Here is a 16,784-nt window from a genome sequence, read left to right on the forward strand (position 1 = left end):
CTTCAGGCCTTGGCCAGCTCGGCGCGCAGGGCGGCGATGATGCTGTCATAACGATGCGGGTCGCTGTCCTTGGCGGCACCGAACACGGCGGAACCGGCGACGAAGGTGTCGACGCCGGCCTTGGCCACTTCCAGGATGTTGGCCGGACCGACGCCGCCGTCGATCTCCAGACTGACGTCCAGGCCGCGGGCCGAGATCATCTGGCGCACGCGGCGCGCCTTGTCCAGCACGTAGGGGATGAACTTCTGGCCGCCGAAACCGGGGTTGACCGACATCAGCAGGACCATGTCGAGCTTGTCCAGGGTGTACTCCAGCACGTCGAGCGGCGTGGCCGGGTTGAACACCAGGCCAGGCTTGCAGCCGGAATCGCGGATCAGGCCGATGGTGCGGTCGATGTGCTCGGAGGCCTCGGGGTGGAAGGTGATGTAGGTGGCGCCGGCCTTGGCGAAGTCGGGGATGATGCGGTCGACCGGCTTGACCATCAGGTGCACGTCGATCGGCGCGGTGACGCCGTGCTTGCGCAGGGCCTCGCAGACCAGAGGGCCGATGGTCAGGTTGGGCACGTAGTGGTTATCCATCACGTCGAAGTGGACGATGTCGGCGCCGGCGGCGAGGACGTTGTCCACCTCCTCGCCCAGCTTGGCGAAGTTGGCGGACAGGATGCTGGGGGCGATGCGGAACTTCGACATGATGCTTTCCTCAATACGCTATACGAAAACCGGCATTTTAGCCGCTAGCGGCCTGCTCTGGACAGGCCGGTACAAATGGCGTGTAATCGGACCCCACTCGGAAGCGAAAGACCATGTCGGACAACAGGAAATACGAGATCACCGTGACCCCGGTCGCGACCTACATCCCCGAGCAATCGGACGAGGCGGCCAACCGTTACGTCTTCGCCTACACCATCACCATCACCAATACCGGCGAGGTGGCCGCCCAGCTGATCTCGCGCTACTGGCACATCACCGACGCTAACCAGGAAACCCAGGAGGTCAAAGGCCTGGGCGTGGTAGGAGAACAACCCTTGCTCAAGCCGGGCGACAGCTTCGAGTACACCAGCGGCACCGCCCTGGCCACGCCGGTCGGCACCATGAAGGGCAGCTATCAGATGATGGCGGAGGACGGTCAGGCCTTCGAGGCCGAGATTCCCGAATTCGTCCTGAGCATCCCGCGCGTCCTGCATTGAGCCGGACGGCGCCCGCGAGCCCGTGTCCCTCAAGCACAGCTACACCCTCTTCGCCCCCATCTACGACGCCCTGATCGCCGCCCCTTCGGCGCGGCTGCGGGCCCGCAGTCTGGCGGCCCTGGCCGAACGGCCGACGGCCGAGGTGCTCATCCCGGGCATCGGCACCGGCCTGGACCTGCCCCATCTGCCCCCGCAGCACCGCTACACCGGCATCGATCTCACCCGGGCCATGCTGGAGCGCGCCCGGCCGCGCAGCCGCGGCCTGGCGATCGACCTGCTCCAGGGCGACAGCCAATGCCTGCCTTTCGCCGATGCCCGATTCGACCATGTGGTGCTGCACCTGATCCTGGCCGTGGTGCCCGACCCGGCCGCCTGCCTGGCCGAGGCGGTGCGCGTGGTGAAGCCGGGCGGCAGCATCCATATCCTGGACAAATTCCTCAAACCCGGCGAATCCGCACCGCTGCGCCGGCTGCTCAACCCGATCTCGCGCCGCCTAGCAACCCGGCTCGATGTCGTCTTCGAGTCCCTGCTCGAACAGCACCCCGAACTGGAACTGGTCAGCGACGAGCCCGCCCTGCTCTCCGGCTGGTTCCGCCTGATCGTGCTGCGCAAGGCGGACTGAGGGCTTGCTATACTCGGCCGCCTTCGCCCGAATGTTTTTCCTGGAATCCTTTCCGCAGTGAAACCGACCCCGATCCTTCTGCTGCTGGCCCTGCTGGCCGGCTGCGCCACCCCGCCCCCGCCGGCCGAGCAAACCGCAAAACCCGTCAGCAGCGCCGAATCCGCGATCACCCCCACGGCCCCGAACGCAGCGGAGACCCCAAGCGCCACGCCGCCCGCAGTGACCGAACCGACAACCCCGGCCACACCGGCGCCCATGCCCTGGCTCAAGGCCGCGGAGTTCAAGAGCCTGCCCGGCTGGGCCGAGGACGACTTAACCCAGGCCTGGCCGGCCCTGCTCCAATCCTGCAAGGGCCTGAAGCGGCAACCGGCCTGGGCCCGAACCTGCCAGGCCGCGGAACAGGTCAGCCGGTCCGATGCCGAGGGCATCCGCCGCTTCTTCGAAAGCCATTTCCGTCCCTATCAGGTGGAGCAGGCCGAAAGCGGCGACGAAGGCCTGATCACCGGCTATTACGAGCCCCTGCTGCGTGGCAGCCGCAGCTTCGGCGGCAACTACATCTACCCGCTCTATGCCGCACCCGATGATCTGCTCATCGTCGATCTGGCCAGTCTCTACCCGGAACTGAAAAATCTGCGCCTGCGCGGGCGCCTGCAGGGCAAGCGGGTGGTGCCTTATTTCAGCCGGGCCGAGATCGAGGCCGGCAACGCCCCGGTGCGCGGCAAGGAGCTGGTCTGGGTGGACGATCCGATCGAGCTGTTTTTCCTGCAGATCCAGGGCTCCGGCCGGGTGCAGCTGGAGAACGGCGAGATGATGCGGGTGGGCTATGCCGACCAGAACGGCCACCCCTACAAGTCGATCGGCAAGTGGCTGGTCGACCAGGGCGAGCTGACCCTGGACAAGGCCTCGATGCAGGGCATCAAGGACTGGGCGCGGAAAAACCCGGAAAAGCTGGCCACCCTGCTCAACACCAACCCGAGCTATGTCTTCTTCCGGGAACTGCCGAACCACCTGTCCGGCCCGCTCGGGGCGCTGGGGGTGCCGCTCACGGCCGAACGCAGCGTCGCCATCGACCCCCGCGCCATCCCGCTGGGGGCCCCGATCTGGCTGGCCACGACCCGGCCCAATTCGCCCGAGCCGCTCAACCGGCTGATGCTGGCCCAGGACACCGGCGGCGCCATCCGCGGCAACGTCCGGGCCGACTTCTTCTGGGGCTTCGGCGAGGTGGCCGGCCAGCAGGCCGGGGCGATGAAGCAGAAGGGACGGACATGGGTATTTCTACCTAGAGACTATCCCCTTGTTTTGACTGGCACAAACGGCAAATCTGGGTTATAAAGAAACCGTTTGAAACATCCCCATCAGGAGCGTGCGATGGAAGCCATCTCCTCCTTGGCAGCCAGTCAGGCGCGTTATGCGGCCGAGGTCGGCCAGATTGCGTTGAAGACCGCCGCCGAATCCGAGCAGCGCGTGGCGCAAATGGTCGCCCAACAGGCCGAACAGGTTCAGCCCTCGAATCAGTCGGCCTCGACCAATCCCGACCATCTGGGTCAGAACGTCGACGTCTACGCCTGAGGCCGTGGCCTTTCGCCACCGGCCCCGCAGCCTTCGGTTCGAACTCAATCCAGTTCGAACATCACCCTGAAATATCCCTCATAACGCACCGGCCGGCCCTGTCTGCGGGCCGGTTCGAAGCGCGCCGGCTCGAAGGCCTGCAAGGCCGCCGCATCAAACACGCCGGGCGGCGAGGCCTCGATCACTTCCGCCTCCTTCACTTGGCCATACTCGTCGATCATCAGGCGCAACTTCACCCAGCCGGTCTGGCCGCGCCGGCGCGCCGCCTCGGGATAGATGGGCTCGATCCGGCTCAAGGCGCGGGGATGCGTGTCGACCTCGCGGGCGCCATACCAGCGCGGATCGACCGGCGACGGCAGGCTGAGCGCCCCGACGGGCTCGCTCTTTGCCGGCCGAGCCGGTTCTGAAACCGCTGCCACCTGCGGAACCGCCTGGGGTGCCGGGGTTTCAGCCAGTGTCGGTTGTGGTGCAGGCGGCGATGGTTCGGCAAGCGTTTCTGCCGGCTCCTTCGCAGCCGGCGTCGTGATCGCTGCCGCCCCGGCCGGGCCCGGCTCGGGCAGATTCACCTGCAGCACCGTCACGGCCGCTTCGTAGCTGACCGGCGCAACCTGGATCAGACCAAGCACGGCCAGATGCAGCGCCGCCGACAAAAGCAAGGCCCGCGCCAGCGGCGTACGCATGGTTTTCTGGAAAACAGCAGCGGACAAAGACATGCGGCCAGTATAAATGCACCGCGCTGCAAAGCAGGCGCTTGGCTAGAATCCGCACACGCATAAACCCAAGGAGACCTCGATGAAATCCCTCGCCCGCCTGCTGGCGCTCCTAGGAGCCTGTCGGACTTAATCCCCCATGCGCGTTGCCCCGACAAAGCGATGGATGCAAGGCGCGAGGCGCGGCGAATGGTCGTTCCCTTCGCAAGCTTCGCAACGCCGCAGACGCGCTTTGTCGGGGCAACCCGAAGGGCCGGCCCGCTGCGGGCGCATCGCCGCGTTGCGGGGCGCTTGTAGTGGCACGCACTACGGCGCGCCCCGCCGCCTTGCGCTGCATCCCGCAGCGGGCCGGCGCGCACGGGGTGTTAAGTCCGACAGGCTCCTAGCCCTGCTGCCCGGCCTGGCCGCGGCCGTGCAGATAGAGCAAGCCACCTTGAAGACCCCGGGTGCCGACGTGCCGGTGGACATCGCCATCCCCGAGGGCAAGGGTCCCTTCCCGCCGGTACTGTTCATCCACGCCAAGCGCGGCATCGACGAGAACGAGCGCAAGCACATCGCGGAACTGGCGGAACAGGGCTTTCTGGTGGTGATGCCGGACTGGCAGAGCGGGCGCATGATCGAGCGCTGGCCCTCGGAACACAACCCGGAGACCGAACTCGATGTCGAGGCGGCCATGGACTTCCTGATGAAGCACCCCAGAGCATGCAAGATGCCGGTCGGCATCGTCGGCCAGTCACGCGGCCCCTATTACGCCATCCGCCTGGCCGCCAAGCGGCCGAAGGATGTCGCCGCCATTGTCAGCTATTACGGGCATATGCAGAATCCGAACGCGCCGGAACCGGATCAGCTGTTTCGCACCGCGTCGGAGATCATGCAGATCAGCACGCCGATGCTGTTCCTGATCGGCGAGGCCGATTTCGAGCTGCGTCGGATCAACGGCGGCCGTGCCTTTTACGCCTTGTGGGAACGCGGCGTGCCGGTGGAATACCAAGTCTATCCCCTGGCCCGGCGCGCCTTCGATTTCCGCGCCGACCAGGGGCCGGAAGAAAAGATCGCCACCCGTCACGCCCGGCAGCGGGCGAAGGAGTGGCTCACGCGTTGGATGAAACTCAGCCCCGGCGGCGGCTGCCGCTGAGCGTCGATTACTTGGCCTTGCCGGCCTCCTTGAGCAGGGCCTCGATCTTGTCGGCCTGGATGTAGCCCGGCACCCGGCGGCCATTGGCGAACACCAAAGTCGGGGTGCCGCTGATGCCGAGCTTCTGGCCGAAGGCCACGTTCTCATCCACCGGGTTCTTGCAGTCGGCCACCTTGGCCGGCTGCTTGCCACGCAGCATCAGGTCCTGCCAGACCTGGGCCCGGTCCTTGCTGCACCAGATCTGCTTCGATTTCTGTCCTGCGTTCGGATGCAGGCTGGCGATGGGGTAAGGAAACATGTAGATGGTGACGTTGTCGAGCTTGGCCAGTTCCGGCTCCAGCCGCTTGCAGAAGGGGCAGTCGACATCGGAGAACACGGCGAGCGTTCGCTTGCCGTCGCCCTTGACGAACTTGATCGCGTTCTGCAACGGCAGGCTGTCGAAGCGGATGGCCATCAGCTGATCGACCTTTTCCCGGGTCAGGTTGCGCCGGTTCTTGAGATCGATCACCTCGCCCAGCACCAGGTATTCGGCCTTTTCGTCGACATAGGCCAGCTGGTTGTCGTCGGCCACGATTTCATAAATCCCCGGCAAAGGCGTCTTGCTCACGCTGCTCACCTTGGAGCCGGGGAAACGGGCCTCGAAGGCCTTGCGGACTTCGGCCTCGCCGGCCAGGGCGTGGAAAGTCAGGGTAGAGAGCAATACGGCAAGCAGCAAACGCATGAAAGGTTCCTCAGGTTATTGAATCGCATGGCGCATGAGCGCCTGTTTCAGCCAGTTCTGGCTGTCGGTCATGGACAGGCCGGTATTGCGCAGCCAGCGCACTAGACCATCCTCGCTGCCAAAGAGTTTCTTCAGGCCGCCGGTGACCAACTGCACCGAGCGGACATCCTCGTCCCGACGCAGGGCGTAGGCCTGCAGGCGGCCGAGATCGCCCGGCGCGCGCTGGGTATCGTGCAGGGCATGGGCCAGCATCCGGGCATCGCGAAAACCGAGGTTGATGCCCTGCCCGGCAAGGGGATGCACGGTATGGGCGGCGTCGCCGATCAACACCAGGCCCGGCCGCACCCATTCCTCGGCCCGCCGGCGCTTGAGCGGAAAGCCCTGGGGCGAGGTTACCAGCCTCAATGCACCCAGGCGCTGCCGGCCGGCCGCGGCCACCTCGGCGGCGAATGCCTGCGCCGGCAGGGCCATGAGCGCCTCGGCCTGCTCCGGCGTGGTGGACCAGACGATGGAGACGCGCTGGCCCGGCAGAGGCAGGTAGGCGAGCACCCCGTCATGACGGAACCACTGGTAGGCGATGCCGCGATGCGGCCGTTCGCACTCGAAATTGGCCACCACGCCGACGTGATGGTAGTCCTCGAGCGCAAGGCCGATATTGGCCTGGGTCCGCAGCCAGGAATGGGCGCCGTCGGCCCCGACCAGAAGGCCGGCCTGCAGGCGGCGGCCGTCGGCCAAGACCAGTTCATGTTCGGTCGCGCCCCAGACGACGGCCGCGGTCTCGGCCACGACCAGGTCGATATTGCCGGCCGCGCGCAGGCCCTGCCACAGGGCATGGTGCAGGCGTTTGCTCTCGGCGATAAAGGCGAGCTCGGGCAGGCCGGCATCCAGGGCATCGAAGACAAGATGGCCGCCGGCGTCGCCGGCGATGCGCATGGCATGGACCGGCTGGTTGCGCACGGTCGCATCCCAGGCGCCCAGTTCGCGCAGCCAGGCGACGTTGGCCGGGCTGTAGGCATAGACGCGGGCGTCCCAATCCTCGCCCGGATCGCGCGGCGGCCTGGGTTCGACCAGGGCCACGCGCCAGGCGGTGGCGCGCAGGGCCAGGGCGAAGGCGGCGCCGGCCAGGCCGCCGCCGACAATCACAACATCGAAGGCATTACGTTCACTCACAGCAATATCCTTCGTAACGAATGCATCCCTTGTCGGCGGCCGGCGGTGACTCGCGGCCGCTCGCATCCCCGTCCACGACGGGGCCCCTGCTCCCTGCTCGCACTGCCCCGACAATCACGATATCGTAGCGACTCACCATGCCTGGGCCCCGAACATCATCTTGCGCGCGAAGGCCTTCTTCAGCGGCGGCAGCGCATCCATCAAGGCCAGACCCAGACCGCGGCCATGGCGCAGGACGAAATGATCATTGGAGAACAGCTCGACCATGAGGTCGGTCATCGCCATGCCGCCCCGCACATCGGGAGCGCGCCGGGCCTGATAGCGGGCGCAAAACTCCGCGCTGCCCAACATCGCCTTGTCGGCATCCCATATCAGCTGGGCAAGATGCCAGGCATCGCGCAGGCCGAGGTTGAAGCCCTGGCCGGCCACCGGGTGCAGGGTCTGGGCGGCGTTGCCGATGCGCAAAAGGCGCGGCGCCTGCGCCGGCTCGCTGGTGATCATGCGCAGCGGAAAGGCCGCGCGCCCGGAGGCCGTGAGGAAGCGGCCCTGGCGCTCGCCGAAGCGTTCGTGCAAGCGCGCGAGGAAGGCCGCATCGGTGAGCGCCAGCACCGCCTCGGCCTTGGCGTTCGGCACCGTCCAGACCAGGGCATAGGCCTCGCCCAAAGGCAGCAGCGCCATCGGGCCTTCCGGGGTGAAACGCTCGTAGGCGCGCTGCCTGTGCGGCTGAGCGGTGGTGACGGTGCAGATGACGGCCGTCTGGCCATAGTCCTTCACCGCTTGCCGGCCCGGCAGGCTCTTGCCGCCGTCGGCCAGCACCACCAGATCGGCGCTGAGCAGGTGATCGATCCCATCGCGCTGAAACTCGACCACGCCATAAGCACTGGTCGAACGGATCGCGCTGACCTGGGCCCCGGTCAGCAGCATCGCCCCGCTCTGCTGCAATTGCCCGGCCAGGGCGGCATAAAGGTCGCCGTATCGGGTGACGTAGCCCAGGGCCGGCACGCCCAGCTCCGCGGCCAGCAACTCGGCCCGGCCGAAACCGCCGCGCTGGGAGACGTGGATGCTCTCGATGGCGGTCGCCTGGTCGGCCAAGTCGGACCAGGCGCCGAGGCGTTCCAGGATCAGGCGCGCCCCCTGCGACAGGGCAATGGCGCGCGGATCTTGTGCGGCGAGGCGGCTGCGCGCCTCCAGCACCGCGACGCGGTAATCGCCGCCGGCGAGCGCGGCTGCCAGGGCGGCGCCGACCGGCCCACCACCGACTATCGCGATATCGACGTGTTCAGTCACGGCCGACGATCTCCTCGATCTGCGTCACCGCTTTGGGCACGCCGTGGGTCAGGATCTCGCAGCCGTTTTCCGTCACCAGGGCATCGTCCTCGATGCGGATGCCGATGTTCCACAGGGTCTTAGGCACGTCGTCGGCCGGGCGGATGTAGAGGCCCGGCTCCACGGTCAGGGTCATGCCCGGCTGCAGGGGGCGCCACACGCCGGCCCGTTTGTATTCGCCGGCATCGTGCACGTCCAGGCCGAGCCAGTGGCCGGTGCGATGCATGTAGAAACGCTTGTAGGCCTCGCTCTCGATCAGGCCGTCGACCTCGCCCTTGAGCAGGCCCAGATCGACCATGCCCCGGGTGAGCACCTTCAACGCCGCCTCATGCGGCGCCTGCCAGCTCTTGCCCGGCGCCACCTGGGCGATGGCCGCGGCCTGGGCGGCGAGCACGATCTCGTAGGCATCGCGCTGGGCGCCGGTGAATCTGCCGCTGACCGGAAAGGTGCGGGTGATGTCGGCAGCATAGCCGCGGTATTCGGCGCCGGCGTCGGTCAGGAGCAGGTCGCCCGCCTTGAGCGGCTGATTGTTGAACACGTAATGCAGCACGCAGGCGTTGGCGCCGCCGGCGACGATGGAGGTATAGGCCGGCGCCTCGGCGCCCTGGCGGCGGAACTGATAGAGCAGCTCGGCCTCGATCTCGTGCTCGAAACGACCGGGCCGGGTGGCGCGCATGGCGGCGACATGGGCGGCGGCGGAGATCTCGGCGGCGCGCCGCATCAGGGCCTGTTCGTGCGCGTCCTTGAGCAGGCGCAGCTCGTCGAGCAGGCCGCGCGCATCGATCAGCCTGTCCGGCGCCGACACCCCGCTGCGCGCCTTGCCGCGCACGGCGTTGAGCCAACCCAGCACCCGGGCATCCCAGGCCGGATCGCGGCCGATGATGTAGTGCAGCGCCGGCTGGTTCTCCAGCAGCTGGGGCAGGATGTCGTCCAACTCGCCCACGGCATGGGCGGCATCGAAGCCGAAGGCCGCGCGCGCCGCCTCGGGGCCGTGACGAAAGCCGTCCCAGATCTCGCGCTCCTCGTTCTTCTCCCGGCAAAACAGGACCTGTTGCGGCTGGCTGCCGGCGACCAGCACCAGCACCGCCTCGGGTTCGGTGAAGCCGGTAAGGTGATAGAAATAGCTGTCGAAACGATAGGGATAGTGGGCATCGCGGTTGCGCACCACCTCCGGCGCGGTGGCGATCACCATCACGCCCTCGCCCATCCGCTCCAGCACCCGCAGGCGGCGCTGACGGCAGGCCTCGAGGTCAGGCGACATGACGCAACTCCAGTTCGCGGTCGAGCGCGGCCAGGCGCTCGGGGGTGCCGATGTCCTGCCAGCGGCCGGTGAAGTGCTCACCGCTCACCCGGCCCTCGGCCATGGCCCGGCGCAGCAGCGGTGCCAGCGCCGCCTTCGCGCCGGGCCTGAGGCCGGCGAACAGCGCCGGCCGGTAGCAGCCGATGCCGGAAAAGGTGAGTTTGCCTTCGCCCTCCGCCACGACCTTCCCGGCATTCAACACGAAGTCGCCCTGCGGGTGATGCGGCGGGTTGTCGACCAGTACGAGGTGGGCGAGGTGATCGGGATTGCCTGCCATGTCCTGCAACACCGGCCGCAGGCGGCCATAATCGAACTCGGTGTAGACATCGCCGTTGGTCACGACGAAAGGGGCATCGCCCAAAAGGTGCAGGGCGGTGACGATGCCGCCGGCCGTCTCCAGCGGCACCCCCTCGTCGGAATAGGCGATGCCCACTCCGTAGGCGCTGCCGTCGCCCAGCTCGCGTTCGATCTGCAGGCCCAGGTGCGCATGGTTGATGACCAGGCGCTCGAAGCCGGCCCGCTTGAGCCGCTCGATCTGCCAGACGATCAAGGGCTTGCCGCCGGCCCTGAGCAGGGGCTTGGGCGTGTGCTCGGTCAGGGGGCGCATGCGCTCGCCCAGCCCAGCGGCCAAAATCATGGCTTTATAGGGCGCGGTCATTCAGAAGGTATAACCCACTTCGGCCTGCCGGCCTTCCAACTGGTCGAGGAAGCGCAGGAAGGGACCGAGGGCGTTGTAGCGCTCGCAGGCGCGGCGCAGATAGTGCATGACCAGCGGCATGTCCTTGAGATAACCCTCCTTGCCGTCGCGGTGGTAGAGCCGGGCGAAGATGCCCAGCACCTTGATGTGGCGTTGTACGCCCATCCACTCGAAGTCGCGGTAGAAGTCGGCGAAGTCGGCCGACACCGGCAGATTGGCCTTGCGCGCCGCCTGCCAATAGCGGATCACCCAGTCGAGCACCCTTTCCTCGTCCCACTTGATGTAGGCATCCTTGTAGATCGACACCAGATCGTAGGTGATCGGTCCGTAGACCGCGTCCTGGAAATCGAGCACGCCGGGATTGGGCTCGGTCACCATCAGGTTGCGCGAGTGCCAGTCGCGGTGGACATAGACCCTGGGCTGAGCCAGATTGTTGGCGAGGATGGCGCGGAAGGTGCTGTCGAGCACGGCCTTCTGCTGCGCAGAGGCCTCGATCCGGAGGTGCTTGGCCAGATACCACTCGGGGAACAGCTGCAGCTCGCGCGTGAGCAGAGCCTCGTCGTAATCCGGCAGTTCACCCGGCCGGCTGGCCGCCTGGATCTGGATCAGGGCGGCATTGGCGTCGAGATAGAGCCGGTCGGCCGTCTGGTCGTTCAGCGCGGCCAGATAGGTGGTATTGCCGAAATCGGACAGCAGCAGGAACCCCTCTTCCAGGTTCTCGGCCAGGATCTCCGGGGTGTTGGCCCCGGCCGCCCGGAACAGGCGGGCGACGTGCAGATAGGGCCGGCAATCCTCGTGGCTCGGCGGGGCGTCCATGACGATGAAGCTTCCCGCTGCCGTCCTGGCCCGGAAGTAGCGGCGGAAGCTGGCATCGGCCGAGGCCACCTCGAAATCGACCAAGGGAGCAGGCAGGACCGATTCGGTCCATTGACGAAGTCTTTCTATTCTTTCCATTTCAATTGGTTCCGGGCGATAATCTGGCCCAAACAAACTCGAAGCATTCTAGCACCCGCACCCGACCTCATGCCGCCCAAGCGCCTTATGCTCCTACCAGTTTCCCTGGTGGCAATCAGCTGCGGGGTGCATGCCGCCGAACCCGGCCTGATCCTGAAGACGACGAAATCCCTGCTGCCCGTGCCCCGCGGCCAGGCCGGCAGCCAGGAACCGCTGCCGGTCTTCATCGACGCCGAGCGCATCTCCGGGGTGGAAGACCAGTATGTCGAGGCCGAAGGCAAGGTGGTGCTGCGCCGCCGCGACGAAAGCCTGGCCGCCGACTGGATGCGCTACAACCAGCCCGACGACCAGCTGCATGCCAAAGGCAACGTGGTGCTCACCCGCGCCCGCACCCGGGTCGAGGGCAACGAGCTGCAACTGCAGCTGGCCACCCACCTGGGCGAGCTGCGCCCTATGCGCTTCGAGAGCCAGGGCGAGAAGGGCCAATACTCGCGCGGCGATGCCGCCGTGCTCCGGTTCGAGGGCGAAGATCTCTATCAGCTCAGCACCGCCACCTACACCAGCTGCCCGGTCGGCAACGAGGACTGGGTATTGCGCACCGAGGACCTCAAGCTCGACTACATCGAAAGCGTGGGCACGGCGCGCAACGTCAGGGTGGAATACTTGGGCACGCCCATCCTCTATACGCCCTGGATGGACTTCGCGCTGGACGACAAGCGCAAGACCGGCTTCCTCACCCCCTCGTTCGGCACCTCGGACAAGCGCGGCTTCGAATTCGCCGCCCCTTGGTACTGGAACATCGCGCCCAACCGGGACGCCACCATCACCCCGCACTACATGTCGAAGCGCGGCCTGCAGCTGGGCACCGAATACCGCTATCTGCAACGGGGCTACAACGGCGAGATCAACCTCGACTATCTGGCCAATGACGAGGTCGCCGAACGCGATCGTTTCTTCGGCCGGATCCGGCACAGCCAGCAATTCAACTCTCGCTGGTCTGGCAATCTGAATATCTCCCGGGTATCCGATGACAGCTACTTCACCGATCTCGGCGGCTCGGTGAACCAGACCTCCCAGGTCAACCTGGTCCAGGAAGGCAGCCTGACCTACAACGGCGGCTGGTGGAACGCCACCGGCCGGGCGCAGACCTTCCAGACCCTGAACACCGCCCCGCTCTTCCACCGCCTGCCGCAGATCACCCTGAATGCGGCCCGGCAGCAGCCCGGCGGCTATCCGGTCGACGTCAGCTTCAACGGCGAATATGTCCGCTTCACGCACTCGCTGAACAGCCACGCCGAGGGCGACCGGGCATACGCCTACCCCAGCGTCAGCCTGCCCTTCCAGACCAGCTACGCCTACGTCACGCCCAAGCTCGGCCTGCACCTGACCCGGTACGAGCTGGAGCGCAATCCGAGCGGCGAACTGGAACGCACCCGCAGCCTGCCCATCTTCAGCCTCGATGCCGGGTTGCAACTGGAACGCGATTGGGACTTTGCCGGCAACAGCTTCATCCAGACCCTGGAGCCACGGCTGTATTACGTCCGCATCCCCTATCGCAACCAGTCGCGGCTGCCAGTGTTCGACACCGGCCTGCGCGATGCCAGCCTCTACACCCTGTTCAGCGAGAACCAGTTCGCCGGTATCGACCGCATCAACGATGCCGACCAGGTCACCCTGGCCCTCACCTCACGTTTCCTGGACAACCAGAGCGGCATCGAGCGGCTGCAGGTCACCGTCGGCCAACGCTATTACTTCAGTGACCAGCGCGTGGTCCTGCCCGGCATGACGCCGCGCAGCGCCGACAGCAGCGACATCCTGGCCGTCGTCTCGGGCCAGCTGACCAAACAGCTGCGCATCGCCAGCGGCCTGCAGTACAACGCCGACAAAGATGAAACCACCCGCTTCAATCTCGGCGCCTTCTACCGCGATGGCCCCGGCCGGGTGCTCAATGCCGACTACCGTTTCACCCAGGGCAGCATCGACCAGATCGACCTCTCCGGCCAATGGCCGCTGGCCCCGAAGTGGTACGGCCTCGGCCGGATGAACTACTCTTTCCGCGACGACCGCATCGTCGAGGCCTTGGCCGGCTTCGAGTACAACGCCGGCTGCTGGTCGGTGCGCGGCCTCATGCAACGCCTGGCCCTGACCCAAACCGAGGCCAGCAACGCCTTCTTCATCCAGCTGGAACTGCGCGAGCTGACCAAGCTTGGCCCCAACCCGCTGGAACTCTTGAAACGGAGCATTCCCGGTTATGCAAAGAGTGATGAATTCAACCTGCCGTAAGCTCCTGGCCACAATCGCCGGTGCCGCCCTGCTCCAGGGGCTGCCGACCCTGGCTGCGCCCAAGGAGCCCGTCGCCGTCGACCGCATCGTCGCCGTGGTCAACAACGCCGTCATCACCGAACACGAGCTGAACGCCCGCATCGACCAGGTCCTGCGCCAACTGGCACGGCAGAACACCCAGGCGCCGCCCCGGCGCATTCTGGAAAGGCAGATACTGGAGCGCATGATCACCGAGCAGTCTCTGCTGCAACGGGCCGAGGAGACCAACATCCGGATCGACGGTGCCCAGGTCGATCGCGCCATCGGCCGCATCGCCCAGCAAAACGGCATGGACCTCGCTACCTTCCGTGCTGCTGTGGAGAAGGACGGAACCGACTTCGAGGCCTTCCGCGAGCAGATTCGTACCGAGATCGCCATCGCCCGCCTGCGCGAGCGCGAAGTGGACAACCGCATCACCGTCACCGAGGCGGAGATCGACAACCTGCTGGCCAATCCGGCGCTGAAGGACCGCCAGCAGAACGAATACCTGCTCGCCCACATCCTGATCACCACGCCGGAGGGTGCCTCGCCCGATCGCCTGCAGGCGCTCAAGGCCAAGGCCGACAAGGCCCTGGCCGAACTCAAGGCCGGCGCTGATTTCGCCCAGATTTCCGCCGCCTATTCCAATGCGCAAAACGCGTTGGAAGGCGGCCAGCTCGGCTGGCGCAACGAAGGCCAGCTGCCCAGCCTCTATGTCGCCGCGGCCAAGGCCCTGAAGCCGGGCCAGGTCTCCGATGTGCTGCGCAGCCCGAACGGCTTTCATATCGTCAAGCTGGTCGATCTGCGGGGCAAGGACGCCGCCCTGGTCATCCGTCAGACCCACGCCCGCCACATCCTGATCAAGACCAACGAGGTGGTCAGCGACCAGGACGCGAAAAACCGCCTGACCCAACTGAAAGAGCGGATCGACAACGGCCAGGACTTCGCCGCGCTGGCCAAGCTGCATTCCGACGACCTGTCCGCCGCCAAGGGCGGCGATCTGGGCTGGCTCAATCCGGGCGACACCGTGCCCCAGTTCGAGCGGGTCATGGACAGCCTGAAGCCGGGCGAGGTGTCCGAGCCGATCCAGTCGCCCTTCGGCTGGCATCTGATCCAGGTGCTCGAGCGCCGTGACCAGGATGTCACCCAGGAGCGCAAGCGTCTGGATGCCCGTCGCGCCATCCGCGAGCGCAAGAGCGACGAGGCCTTCGACGGCTGGGTGCGCCAGATCCGCGACAGCGCCTACGTCGAGATCCGGCTCGACCAGTGAAGTGCCAGGCGCCCTGCCTCCTCTGGTACTGACGGCCGGCGAGCCGGCCGGCATCGGGCCCGATCTCTGTGTTCGCCTGGCCCAGCGGCCGCCCGTCGGCATTCCCCTGGTCATCCTGGCCAACCGGGAATTGCTCGAGGACCGGGCCCGACAACTCAAGCTGCCCTGCACCTTGCCCGACTACACGCCGGAAAGCGCGGCGTCGCTCAGCCTGCTCTCCCTGCCCCTGGCCCGGCCTGCCGAGGCCGGCCGACTCGACCCGGCCAACGCCGGCTATGTCCTGGCCAGCCTGCGCCGCGCGAGCGCAGGTTGCCTTGCCGGCGAATTCGCCGGCCTGGTCACCGGCCCGGTGCACAAAGGCATCATCAACGATGCCGGCCTGCCATTCACCGGCCACACCGAATTCCTCGCCGAGCTCACCCACACCCCGCGCGTGGTCATGATGCTGACCGGGGCGGGCATGCGGGTTGCCCTGGTCACCACCCATCTGCCCCTGAAAGACGTTGCCGCGGCCATCACGCGCGAGGCGCTGAGCGAGACCCTGCGTATCCTGCATCGCGCTTTGCAGCAGGATTTCGGCATCGCCCGGCCGCGCATCCTGGTCGCCGGCCTCAATCCCCACGCTGGCGAGGGCGGCCACCTGGGGCGGGAAGAGATCGAGGTGATCGGGCCGGTGCTCGAGCAGCTGCGCGCCGAAGGCATGCAGCTTACCGGCCCGCTGCCGGCCGACACCCTGTTCCAGCGCAAATATCTTGCCGGCAGCGATGCCGTGCTCGCCATGTACCACGACCAGGGTCTGCCGGTGCTCAAACACGCCAGCTTCGGCGAGGGCATCAACGTCACCCTCGGCCTGCCCATCGTGCGCACCTCGGTCGATCACGGCACCGCACTCGACCTGGCCGGCACCGGCCGGATCGACGACGGCAGCCTGCGCGCCGCGATCGAGCTGGCCTGGCGGATGGCCGAACAGCGGACCCGGATGCAGGCATGACCGACTTCAGCCAAGCGCATCGCCCGCGCAAGGCACTGGGGCAGAACTTTTTGCACGACCCCGGCGTGCTGGCCAAGATCGTCGCCGCCATCGCCCCCCAGCCGGACGACCATATGGTCGAGATCGGCCCCGGCCTCGGCGCGCTGACCCGGCCCCTGCTCGAGCGCCTGAAACATCTGGACGTCGTGGAATTCGACCGCGACCTCGTCGCCCGCCTGCGCACCGGGTTCCCGCCCGATCGGCTGACGGTGCACGAAGGCGATGCCCTGAAGTTCGATTTCGCCAGCCTGGGCGACAACCTGCGCGTGGTCGGCAATCTGCCCTACAACATCTCCAGCCCGCTCCTGTTCCATCTGACCGAGTACGCCGAGCGGATTCGCGACATGCACTTCATGCTGCAAAAGGAGGTGGTCGATCGGATGGCGGCGCAGCCGGACACCCCGGACTACGGCCGACTCTCGGTCATGCTCCAGGCCCGCTTCCGGGTCGCCAAATTGTTCACCGTGCCGCCGGGCGCCTTCAGGCCGCCGCCCAAGGTCGATTCGGCTGTGGTCCGGCTCGCCCCCTTGCCGCCCGAGGCCATCCCTTACCGCGATGCCAAGGCCTTTGCCGAGGTGGTCGCCCGCGCCTTCGGCCAGCGGCGCAAGACCCTGCGCAACACCCTCAAGGGCCTGATCGGCGCCGAGCAACTGCAGGCCATCGGCATCGATCCCGGCCGCCGCGGCGAAACGCTCTCCGTTGCCGAGTTTGCCAAGATTAGTCAATTACTTAGGTAATACAGCCGGCAGTCCGACTGGGCTAGAATGCGTTAGTCTTGTCGCCATTCGGGCGA

The 16,784-nt window shown here is 66.7% G+C and carries 17 protein-coding genes; 9 read left to right on the plus strand and 8 right to left on the minus strand.

Features of this window, described 5'->3' with window-relative positions:
* Positions 1-2 precede the first annotated feature (2 nt).
* Positions 3-689, minus strand: coding sequence for a ribulose-phosphate 3-epimerase (gene rpe, locus EL388_RS09305; RefSeq protein ID WP_126462803.1), 687 nt, complete (start codon positions 687-689; stop codon positions 3-5).
* Positions 690-802: 113 nt separating this feature from the next.
* On the opposite strand from rpe, the gene apaG reads away from it, so the two are divergent.
* From apaG to EL388_RS09325, 4 genes are read left to right on the plus strand one after another with little or no spacing between them, the layout of a single operon-like run.
* Complete coding sequence (gene apaG, locus EL388_RS09310; RefSeq protein ID WP_126462806.1) at positions 803-1,186, plus strand: Co2+/Mg2+ efflux protein ApaG; 384 nt, start codon at positions 803-805, stop codon at positions 1,184-1,186.
* A 22-nt stretch (positions 1,187-1,208) separates the two neighbouring features.
* A complete protein-coding gene (locus EL388_RS09315) occupies positions 1,209-1,808 on the plus strand; it encodes a class I SAM-dependent methyltransferase (RefSeq protein WP_126462808.1) in 600 nt (199 codons plus the stop codon).
* Between the two features lie 57 nt (positions 1,809-1,865).
* A complete protein-coding gene (gene mltA, locus EL388_RS09320; protein WP_172599393.1) occupies positions 1,866-3,140 on the plus strand; it encodes a murein transglycosylase A in 1,275 nt (424 codons plus the stop codon).
* A 36-nt stretch (positions 3,141-3,176) separates the two neighbouring features.
* Positions 3,177-3,377 carry a hypothetical protein gene (locus EL388_RS09325; RefSeq protein WP_126462814.1) on the plus strand — a complete coding sequence of 67 codons (201 nt, stop codon included), beginning with the start codon at positions 3,177-3,179 and terminating at the stop codon, positions 3,375-3,377.
* A gap of 44 nt (positions 3,378-3,421) precedes the next feature.
* Here EL388_RS09325 and EL388_RS09330 read toward each other — a convergent pair whose 3' ends face one another.
* Entirely contained in the window at positions 3,422-4,057 is a 636-nt protein-coding gene (locus EL388_RS09330; RefSeq protein WP_165919115.1) for an energy transducer TonB, read from the minus strand.
* Positions 4,058-4,520: 463 nt separating this feature from the next.
* Here EL388_RS09330 and EL388_RS09335 point away from each other — a divergent pair, with 463 nt between their 5' ends.
* Positions 4,521-5,222, plus strand: coding sequence for a dienelactone hydrolase family protein (locus EL388_RS09335; protein ID WP_232019089.1), 702 nt, complete (start codon positions 4,521-4,523; stop codon positions 5,220-5,222).
* A gap of 7 nt (positions 5,223-5,229) precedes the next feature.
* Here EL388_RS09335 and EL388_RS09340 read toward each other — a convergent pair whose 3' ends face one another.
* The 6 genes from EL388_RS09340 to EL388_RS09365 all read right to left on the minus strand — a co-directional run bounded on the left by EL388_RS09340 (position 5,230) and on the right by EL388_RS09365 (position 11,390).
* The gene (locus EL388_RS09340) at positions 5,230-5,943 is read right to left on the minus strand and encodes a DsbC family protein (RefSeq protein ID WP_126462823.1); all 714 of its coding nucleotides are present in this window, start codon (positions 5,941-5,943) and stop codon (positions 5,230-5,232) included.
* A 15-nt stretch (positions 5,944-5,958) separates the two neighbouring features.
* The gene (locus tag EL388_RS09345; protein WP_232019092.1) at positions 5,959-7,113 is read right to left on the minus strand and encodes a UbiH/UbiF family hydroxylase; all 1,155 of its coding nucleotides are present in this window, start codon (positions 7,111-7,113) and stop codon (positions 5,959-5,961) included.
* A 132-nt stretch (positions 7,114-7,245) separates the two neighbouring features.
* The gene (locus EL388_RS09350; RefSeq protein WP_126462829.1) at positions 7,246-8,400 is read right to left on the minus strand and encodes an FAD-dependent monooxygenase; all 1,155 of its coding nucleotides are present in this window, start codon (positions 8,398-8,400) and stop codon (positions 7,246-7,248) included.
* Positions 8,393-9,700, minus strand: coding sequence for an aminopeptidase P N-terminal domain-containing protein (locus EL388_RS09355; protein WP_126462832.1), 1,308 nt, complete (start codon positions 9,698-9,700; stop codon positions 8,393-8,395). Before EL388_RS09355 ends, EL388_RS09350 begins: the two co-directional genes overlap by 8 nt.
* Positions 9,690-10,346 carry an N-acetylmuramate alpha-1-phosphate uridylyltransferase MurU gene (murU, locus tag EL388_RS09360; RefSeq protein WP_420856643.1) on the minus strand — a complete coding sequence of 219 codons (657 nt, stop codon included), beginning with the start codon at positions 10,344-10,346 and terminating at the stop codon, positions 9,690-9,692. Before murU ends, EL388_RS09355 begins: the two co-directional genes overlap by 11 nt.
* 51 nt (positions 10,347-10,397) lie before the next feature.
* Positions 10,398-11,390, minus strand: a complete 993-nt coding sequence (locus EL388_RS09365; RefSeq protein WP_126462835.1) for an aminoglycoside phosphotransferase family protein — start codon at positions 11,388-11,390, stop codon at positions 10,398-10,400.
* A gap of 108 nt (positions 11,391-11,498) precedes the next feature.
* Here EL388_RS09365 and EL388_RS09370 point away from each other — a divergent pair, with 108 nt between their 5' ends.
* Genes EL388_RS09370 through rsmA form a run of 4 tightly spaced genes read left to right on the plus strand, consistent with a single transcriptional unit; the run spans position 11,499 to position 16,728 of the window.
* The gene (locus EL388_RS09370; RefSeq protein ID WP_165919114.1) at positions 11,499-13,673 is read left to right on the plus strand and encodes an LPS-assembly protein LptD; all 2,175 of its coding nucleotides are present in this window, start codon (positions 11,499-11,501) and stop codon (positions 13,671-13,673) included.
* Complete coding sequence (locus EL388_RS09375; RefSeq protein WP_197721772.1) at positions 13,654-14,961, plus strand: peptidylprolyl isomerase; 1,308 nt, start codon at positions 13,654-13,656, stop codon at positions 14,959-14,961. Before EL388_RS09370 ends, EL388_RS09375 begins: the two co-directional genes overlap by 20 nt.
* A 1-nt stretch (position 14,962) precedes the next feature.
* Positions 14,963-15,952, plus strand: coding sequence for a 4-hydroxythreonine-4-phosphate dehydrogenase PdxA (gene pdxA, locus EL388_RS09380; protein WP_232019097.1), 990 nt, complete (start codon positions 14,963-14,965; stop codon positions 15,950-15,952).
* Positions 15,949-16,728: a 16S rRNA (adenine(1518)-N(6)/adenine(1519)-N(6))-dimethyltransferase RsmA gene (rsmA, locus tag EL388_RS09385; protein ID WP_126462846.1), complete on the plus strand. Its 780-nt coding sequence runs from the start codon at positions 15,949-15,951 to the stop codon at positions 16,726-16,728. The genes pdxA and rsmA overlap by 4 nt, the downstream gene beginning before the upstream one ends.
* Positions 16,729-16,784 lie beyond the last annotated feature (56 nt).

The sequence above is a fragment of the Sulfuritortus calidifontis genome (assembly GCF_003967275.1).
Lineage (GTDB): Bacteria > Pseudomonadota > Gammaproteobacteria > Burkholderiales > Thiobacillaceae > Sulfuritortus > Sulfuritortus calidifontis.